Source organism: Natroniella acetigena, assembly GCF_023227745.1.
In the GTDB taxonomy this organism is placed as follows: Bacteria; Bacillota; Halanaerobiia; order Halobacteroidales; family Halobacteroidaceae; genus Natroniella; species Natroniella acetigena.
On the sequence record NZ_JALKBX010000105.1, the window covers coordinates 1 to 2369 of the forward strand.

1 protein-coding gene is annotated in these 2369 nt (G+C 31.4%); it reads right to left on the minus strand.

Annotated elements, in window-relative coordinates; genetic code table 11:
- Nucleotides 1-123 precede the first annotated feature (123 nt).
- On the minus strand, nt 124-2064 hold the full coding sequence (brxL, locus tag MWH25_RS12705; RefSeq protein WP_248628025.1) for a BREX system Lon protease-like protein BrxL: 1941 nt from the start codon (nt 2062-2064) through the stop codon (nt 124-126).
- Between the last annotated feature and the right edge of the window lie 305 nt (nt 2065-2369).

A 2369-nucleotide genomic window follows, 5' to 3' on the forward strand; every position in this document is an offset into this window, starting at 1 on the left:
TAGATTGTCTTCACAATACTAGGCGATACTTTTCATATCGCAACAGATCACACCATAATTGTAATAAAGCTTCACTTCGAACATCTATAATATCAGTAATTATCTTAAATTAACGCGTATCAATCAAACCTTAATAAAACGTGGTGCATAAGCAATAATTTCACTTGGTACCTCAACAAAAATATTATCCTTCTTTAACGGTAATAAAGTCTTAACCTTTCCAGTCTCACTTTCTACTTTTAAGGCCTTAAGTACAAAAGTAGATTTTACTTTACGATACAAACTGCTCTTTTCAGTAACCAATAAGCCATTAGGCACTGATTTGTTATTTAACAAAGAGTAAATAGCAATTAAAAATGTATTACTAATATCAGCAGTTACTTGATGCATTAAAGGCACTAATTTAACATAAAAATCATTTCGTTCAACTCTATTCTTTAGTTTCAAATTTAATTTTCTATTTTTTAGATAAAGAAATGTCTTTCTAATCTGTTTTTTTAAAGTATGATCTAATTGACCAGTAAAGATTAATTTTCCTTGTCCAGCTTTCATTTTAATTTCTAATTTAAGTAAGGCAATAGTTTGTCCATTAAGAATTTGACCGATATAAATCGTCCCAGGTTTGGCTAGCTCACGCCTAAATCCTGTATCCATTCGCTGTTCAGGAAGGTGAATATAAAAACTTTGTCCACTCTGTTGCTCTAGATAATTAAAACTGGTCTCTTCATATTCAAAAGGAGCCATCTTAATTAATTGTTCTTTAACCCTCTTTCTTCCTTCTAAAGCAATATCTAGATAACTCCTTAAATCTTCATTACTAAATTTTCCATGAGGATGTAGTAATTTTAAAAAACCAGCTACAGTCTTTTTAACAGCCCGTTTATCACGTACATCCATCTGTTGATCAAAATTAAAGTGGTTGTCTATTACTCCTTTAAAATCTAATTCCCTTAATTTATTCAGAGTTTGGGCCAAATAAGAACTCTGTAATCCATAATGAGTAGTAAAGTAATCCTCTTTTAACCGCTCCATCTCCCAACCAGGTAAATAAAAATGGAAACGATCAATCAGAGCTATATCTTGCATTAACTCTGGCAAAGGTTTAAATAAATGGCTCTGATTTATTAATACAGAGATATCTTGATTTATATTCCCTAAAAAAACCATTGACGCTTCAGCAACTATCTCTTCTTGACCCCGACTGAAAGAACCGGATTCCATATAATCCTTCAAGATCTGAATCGCAGTCTTATCTTTAAAATCAACATAAGCTACCTCATCAAAAGCAACGATATCCCACTTACCTACTAAACCTACTTGCTTAGTTCCCATATTATAAAAAAGATTGGCTACTGTAGTCTTACCCCCAGAGACTAAAATGGACTGTTCAGATAATTGGCGATAAATATAAGATTTACCAGTTCCTCGTGAACCCAATTCAATAAAATTATAATTCTTTTCTACAAAGGGAATCAAGCGACTTAAAAAAAGTAACTTTTTTCTTTCCGATAGATCTAAAGGTTCAATCCCAATACTTCTAAGTAAAAAACAACGCCACTGAAAATCAGTAAACCCTTCTCGTTTCTCTTTGAATTCTTCGAAATCAAACTCATTATTATAAACAGGAATCAATTCTATTATTTCAAATTCATCCTTTTCTTCGAGATAGTGAAGTTGAATTTTGGCCCACACCCCATTCTCTAATAACCTAGGATATGATTTAATAATCTCATGCTCGACCTTTACTTCTTTAAGACCTAAATTAAATAATTGAGCTTGGTAATCAGCTTTATTTTTAATCTTAACTATAATTTTATCAATAACAGTCTGAGCTTGTTGTCGAATCTGGTTTTGTAACTTTAGATTATCTTTACTCTTAACTACTTGCTGATTCAACAATCGTTCAATTTCAGCTAAACTAAGCTGCTCTTCTTTATAAGTTAAAATCAAATCTTCAATTAAATGAGTTGGTAAGCTCAAATTATCTTTAACTTGTTGGACTAATTGTTTGTCAATAATCTGTTCTGAAAAAAATCGCTCCGCTTTATTATCTATTAGTGTCATCTCGACATATCACCACTTTATTAAATTAAATAGTTTCCTATTTATAATTCTAGATAACTACTATAATAACCTGCAAAAAGCTAGCTCAGCTCTTGATTTTATAGCCAACCTTAGATAAATATGTAACAAAATAAAGTAAGCTAACTAAAAATATCATAACAAACCAGTACAGAAACCAGATGATTTATATCAGATTCCCCAATAAAAGCATATCTTGTCAGATCAACCATGTGAACCTCTCCACCTAAATCAGAAACAAGATTTAGATGGAGCTTCTCCTACGAGTGGAAAAACCATTTCACTCT

Excerpts from the sequence above, each read along its gene's own strand:
- brxL (WP_248628025.1), bottom strand. The coding sequence starts at position 2,064 with ATGACACTAATAGATAATAAAGCGGAGCGATTTTTTTCAGAACAGATT.